We start from the raw sequence: 5509 nt of genomic DNA on the forward strand, positions 1-5509 counted from the left end.
CACCACCCCCGCAGGCGCCCCGCCCAACCGCCGGAGGCACCCGGCCGGAATATACGAAGGCGCCGGTCGGCCGCGCTGTGGCATGGTGAGAGCGTCGTCCTGCCAGGCCTCCAGGATCACCGTCCTGGGGGCTTTTGTGCGTGCGGCACGCAGACCATGCCTCCGCATTCCCACGACCCAGGTCAGAGAGGTCCGCCGGATGTTCCTGACGATCAGCACCACCGGTACTCCAGAGCGCCCCGCGACCGACCTCGGTTTCCTGCTGCACAAGCATCCCGACAACGCGCAGGCGTTCTCGACCTCCTACGGCACGGCGCACGTCCTCTACCCGGAGGCGAGCGCGGAGCGCTGCACGGCGGCGCTGCTGCTGGAGGTCGACGCGGTGGCGCTGGTCCGGCGCGGCAAGGGCAAGGGCCGTGGCGGCGCGCCGGACGCCGCGCTCGCGCAGTACGTCAACGACCGGCCGTACGCCGCCTCGTCGCTGCTCGCCGTCGCGCTGAGCAGCGTGTTCTCCAGCGCGATGAAGGGCACGTGCACCGCCCGGCCCGAACTGCCCGGGCAGCCCATGCCCCTGCGCATCGAGGTGCCCGCACTGCCCGCCCGAGGCGGCGCCGAGCTGGTACGGACGCTCTTCGAGCCGCTCGGCTGGACGGTGACGGCGGAACCCGTCGCGCTGGACGCCGAGTTCCCCGAGTGGGGCGACTCCCGGTACGTGAGCCTCGTACTCGAAGGCGAACTGCGGCTGGCCGAGGCCCTGCGTCACCTGTACGTCCTCCTCCCCGTCCTCGACGACGCCAAGCACTACTGGGTCGCGACCGACGAGGTCGACAAGCTGCTGCGGGCGGGCGAGGGCTGGCTGGCAGAGCACCCGGAGCAGAAGCTGATCACCAGCCGGTATCTGTCCCGCCGTTGGTCGCTGACCCGGCAGGCCATGGAGCGGCTTGAACTCGTACGGCTCGCGGAGGCGGACGACAGCGAGGTCGAGGAGATCGACAACGCCGTCGACGAGACGCAGGACACGGACGAGAAGCCGGTACCGCTCGCCGTGCGGCGGCGGGACGCGATCGTCGAGGCGCTGCGCGCCGCCGGGGCCGGGCGGGTGCTCGATCTCGGGTGCGGGCAGGGCCAGTTGGTGCAGGAACTGCTGAAGGACACACGGTTCACCGAGATCGTCGGCGTCGATGTGTCGATGCGCGCGCTCACCATCGCCTCGCGCCGGCTCAGGCTGGAGCGGATGGGGGAGCGGCAGGCCGAGCGCGTCAAGCTGGTGCAGGGCTCTCTCGCGTACACCGACAACCGGCTCAAGGGGTACGACGCCGCCGTGCTCAGCGAGGTCATCGAGCATGTCGACCTGCCGCGGCTGCCCGCCCTGGAGTACGCCGTGTTCGGTTCCGCACGCCCGAGGACCGTCCTCGTGACGACGCCGAACGTCGAGTACAACGTCCGCTGGGAGACCCTCCCCGCCGGGCACACCCGACACGGCGACCACCGCTTCGAGTGGACGCGCGAGGAGTTCCGCGCCTGGGCGCGGTCGGTGGCCGAACGGCACGGATACGACGTGGAGTTCGCGCCTGTCGGACCGGACGACCCGGAAGTGGGTCCGCCGACTCAGATGGCCGTGTTCAGGATGACAGCAGCGAAGGAGGCGAAGGCCGCATGACGAACAGCGAGAACAGCGAGACCAGCGAAACCCGCGAGACCGAGGGGCGCACTCTGCCCGTCACCGACCTCTCCCTCGTCGTGCTGATCGGCGCGTCCGGTTCGGGCAAGTCCACCTTCGCGCGGCGGCACTTCAAGCCGACCGAGGTCATCTCCAGCGACTTCTGCCGTGGACTCGTCGCCGACGACGAGAACGACCAGAGCGCCAGCGGCGACGCCTTCGACGTCCTCCACTACATCGCGGGCAAGCGGCTCGCGGCGGGCCGGCGCACCGTGGTCGACGCGACCAGCGTGCAGCAGGAGAGCCGCAGGCAGCTGGTCGAACTGGCCAAGAAGCACGACGTGCTGCCCATCGCCATCGTGCTCGACGTACCGGAGGACGTGTGCGCCGAGCGCAACGCCGCGCGCTCCGACCGGGCCGGCATGCCGCGCCGCGTCATCCAGCGGCACATCCGCGAACTGCGCCGTTCCGTACGCCACTTGGAGCGTGAGGGCTTCCGCAAGGTGCACGTCCTGCGCGGTGTGGAGGAGGCCGAGAGTGCGCAGATCCGCACGGAGAAGCGGTTCAACGACCTGACCCACCTCACCGGGCCCTTCGACATCATCGGCGACATCCACGGCTGCGCCTCCGAACTGGAGTCGCTGCTCGGCAAGTTGGGCTACCTGGACGGAGTCCACCCCGAGGGCCGTACCGCCGTCTTCGTCGGCGACCTTGTGGACCGCGGCCCCGACACCCCGGGCGTCCTGCGCCGCGTGATGTCCATGGTCGCGTCGGGCGACGCGCTGTGCGTGCCCGGCAACCACGAGAACAAGTACGGGCGTTACCTCAAGGGCCGCAAGGTCCAGCACACGCACGGTCTCGCCGAGACGATCGAGCAGATGGAGGGGGAGAGCGAGGAGTTCAGGCAGCGAGTACGGGAGTTCGTTGACGGGCTCGTCAGCCACTACGTCCTCGACGGCGGACGGCTCGTCGTCTGCCACGCCGGTCTGCCCGAGAAGTACCACGGCCGTACGTCGGGACGGGTGCGCTCGCACGCGCTGTACGGCGACACGACCGGTGAGACGGACGAGTTCGGGCTGCCCGTGCGCTACCCGTGGGCGGAGGAGTACCGGGGCCGCGCGGCCGTGGTGTACGGCCACACGCCCGTCCCCACCGCGACCTGGCTGAACAACACGATCTGCGTCGACACCGGTGCCGTCTTCGGCGGCAAGCTGACCGCGCTGCGCTGGCCGGAGCGCGAGCTCGTCGACGTACCGGCCGAGCGGGTCTGGTACGAGCCGGCCAGGCCGCTCAGGACGGAGGCGCCCGGCGGCCACGACGGGCGGCCGCTCGACCTGGCGGACGTGCACGGCCGTCGGGTCGTGGAGACCCGGTACGCGGGGCGGGTGTCGGTCCGTGAGGAGAACGCGGCCGCGGCCCTGGAGGTCATGAGCCGCTTCGCCGTGGACCCGCGGCTGCTGCCGTATCTGCCGCCGACCATGGCGCCCACCGCGACCTCGCACATCGAGGCCCGCGGCGGAGCCGCTGATGGACACTTCCTGGAGCACCCGGCCGAAGCCTTCGCCCAGTACGCGGCGGACGGGGTCGCGCGCGTCGTGTGCGAGGAGAAGCACATGGGCTCGCGGGCGGTCGCGCTGGTGTGCCGGGACGCGGAGGCCGCGCGCGAGCGGTTCGGGGTGGAGGGACCGACCGGTTCGCTCTACACCCGTACCGGACGGCCCTTCTTCGATGATCTCGCCGTCACGGAGGAGGTCCTCGGGCGGATAAGGAGTGCTGTCACCGAGGCCGGGCTGTGGGAGGAGCTGGCCACCGACTGGGTGCTGCTGGACGCCGAGTTGATGCCGTGGTCGCTCAAGGCCGCCGGGCTGCTCCGGACGCAGTACGCCGCTGTCGGGGCCGCCTCGGGGGCCGCGTTCCCGGGTGCGATCGCCGCGCTCGAAGGGGCGGCGGCGCGTGGTGTCGACGTACAGGATCTGCTCGTGAAGCAGCGGGAGCGGGCCGCCGACGCCGCCGCGTTCACCGATGCGTACCGGCGGTACTGCTGGACCACGTCCGGTCTGGACGGTGTGCGGCTCGCGCCCTTCCAGATCCTCGCCGTCCAGGGGCGGAGCCTGGCCGGGCTGCCGCACGACGAACAGCTCGCGCTGATCGACCGCTTCGTGTCGAGCGACGCGTCCGGGCTGCTGCAGACCACGCGGCGGCTCTTCGTCGACACGGGTGACCCGGACTCGGTACGGGCCGGCGTCGACTGGTGGCTGGAGATGACCGGGCGCGGCGGCGAGGGCATGGTCGTCAAGCCGGTCGAGGCGGTGGGGCGCACCGGAGAGGGACGGCTCGTACAGCCCGGCATCAAGTGCCGTGGCCGCGAGTACCTCCGGATCATCTACGGCCCGGAGTACACCCGGCCCGAGAACCTCGAACGCCTCCGCGGCCGCTCCCTGAACCACAAGCGCTCGCTGGCGATCCGGGAGTACGCACTCGGCCTGGAGGCGCTGGACCGGCTGGCCGAGGGCGAACCGCTGTGGCGGGTGCACGAGGCGGTGTTCGGGGTGCTGGCCCTGGAGTCGGAGCCGGTGGATCCGCGGCTGTAGGGCGGCTCGGCGCAAGGAGAGGAGTTTTTCAGGGGCAACCGCCGGAGGCGATCGGTGGGTGAACAGGTGTCCGGGTGGTCAAGATGGAGGCATGGGATTCCATGTCGACTCCGAGGCCGGGCGGCTCCGCCGCGTCATCCTGCACCGGCCTGATCTCGAGCTCAAAAGGCTCACCCCCAGCAACAAGGACGCTCTGCTCTTCGACGACGTGCTGTGGGTGCGCCGGGCGCGCGCGGAGCACGACGGATTCGCGGACGTGCTGCGCGACCGCGGGGTCACCGTCCACCTCTTCGGCGACCTGCTCACGGACGTCCTGGGCATTCCGGCCGCCCGGGAACTCGTATTGGACCGCGTCTTCGACGAGAAGGAGTACGGGCCGCTCGCCACCGACCACATCCGGGAGGCCTTCGAAGCCATGTCGGCGGGCGAGCTGGCCGAGGTCCTGGTCGGCGGGATGACCAAGCGGGAGTTCCTGGACACGCACGCGGAGCCGACGTCCGTGCGCTTCCACGTCATGGAACTCGACGACTTCCTGCTCCGGCCGCTGCCCAACCACCTCTTCACCCGGGACACCTCCGCCTGGATATACGACGGGGTCTCCATCAACGCCATGCGCTGGCCGGCGCGGCAGCGCGAGACCGTGCACTTCGAGGCGATCTACCGGCACCATCCGCTGTTCCGGGACGAGAGCTTCAACATCTGGTCGGAGGGGCAGGCGGACTATCCGTCGACGATCGAGGGCGGCGACGTTCTCGTCATCGGCAACGGCGCCGTGCTCATAGGCATGAGTGAGCGGACGACGCCCCAGGCCGTGGAGATGCTCGCCCACAAGCTGTTCGCCGCCGGTTCGGCGACGACGATCGTGGCGCTCGACATGCCCAAGAGACGGGCCCTCATGCACCTCGACACCGTGATGACGATGGTCGACGGCGACATCTTCACGCAGTACGCGGGACTCGGCATGCTCCGCTCGTACACCATCGAACCGGGTGTGGGGGACAAGGAGCTGAAGGTCACCGACCACCCGCCGGAGCACATGCACCGCGCGATCGCCGCGGCACTCGGGCTGAGCGAGATCCGCGTGCTGACCGCGACGCAGGACGTGCACGCGGCGGAGCGGGAGCAGTGGGACGACGGCTGCAACGTCCTCGCGGTCGAGCCGGGGGTGGTGATCGCGTATGAGCGGAACGCGACGACCAATACGCATTTGCGGAAGCAGGGCATCGAGGTGATCGAGATTCCGGGGAGCGAGCTGGGG

General features: G+C 70.4%; 3 protein-coding genes. All 3 read left to right on the forward strand.

Annotation, left to right across the window (positions count from 1 at the left end; translation table 11 throughout):
• The first annotated feature begins 199 nt into the window (after nucleotides 1-199).
• On the forward strand, nucleotides 200-1660 hold the full coding sequence (locus tag G5C60_RS49100) for a 3' terminal RNA ribose 2'-O-methyltransferase Hen1 (RefSeq protein ID WP_165270543.1): 1461 nt from the start codon (nucleotides 200-202) through the stop codon (nucleotides 1658-1660).
• Complete coding sequence (locus tag G5C60_RS49105; RefSeq protein WP_165270545.1) at nucleotides 1657-4251, forward strand: polynucleotide kinase-phosphatase; 2595 nt, start codon at nucleotides 1657-1659, stop codon at nucleotides 4249-4251. Before G5C60_RS49100 ends, G5C60_RS49105 begins: the two co-directional genes overlap by 4 nt.
• Nucleotides 4252-4342: 91 nt before the next feature.
• Nucleotides 4343-5509 (forward strand): arginine deiminase (locus G5C60_RS49110; protein ID WP_165270547.1); only part of this gene is annotated, 1167 nt, incomplete at its 3' end.

Origin of the sequence: Streptomyces scabichelini, from assembly GCF_011045015.1 — a bacterium.
GTDB classification, from domain to species: Bacteria; Actinomycetota; Actinomycetes; order Streptomycetales; family Streptomycetaceae; genus Streptomyces; species Streptomyces scabichelini.

Bases quoted from the DNA above. Each gene is read 5' to 3' on its own strand.
- G5C60_RS49100 (WP_165270543.1), top strand. From the start codon at position 200: ATGTTCCTGACGATCAGCACCACCGGTACTCCAGAGCGCCCCGCGACC.
- G5C60_RS49105 (WP_165270545.1), top strand. From the start codon at position 1,657: ATGACGAACAGCGAGAACAGCGAGACCAGCGAAACCCGCGAGACCGAG.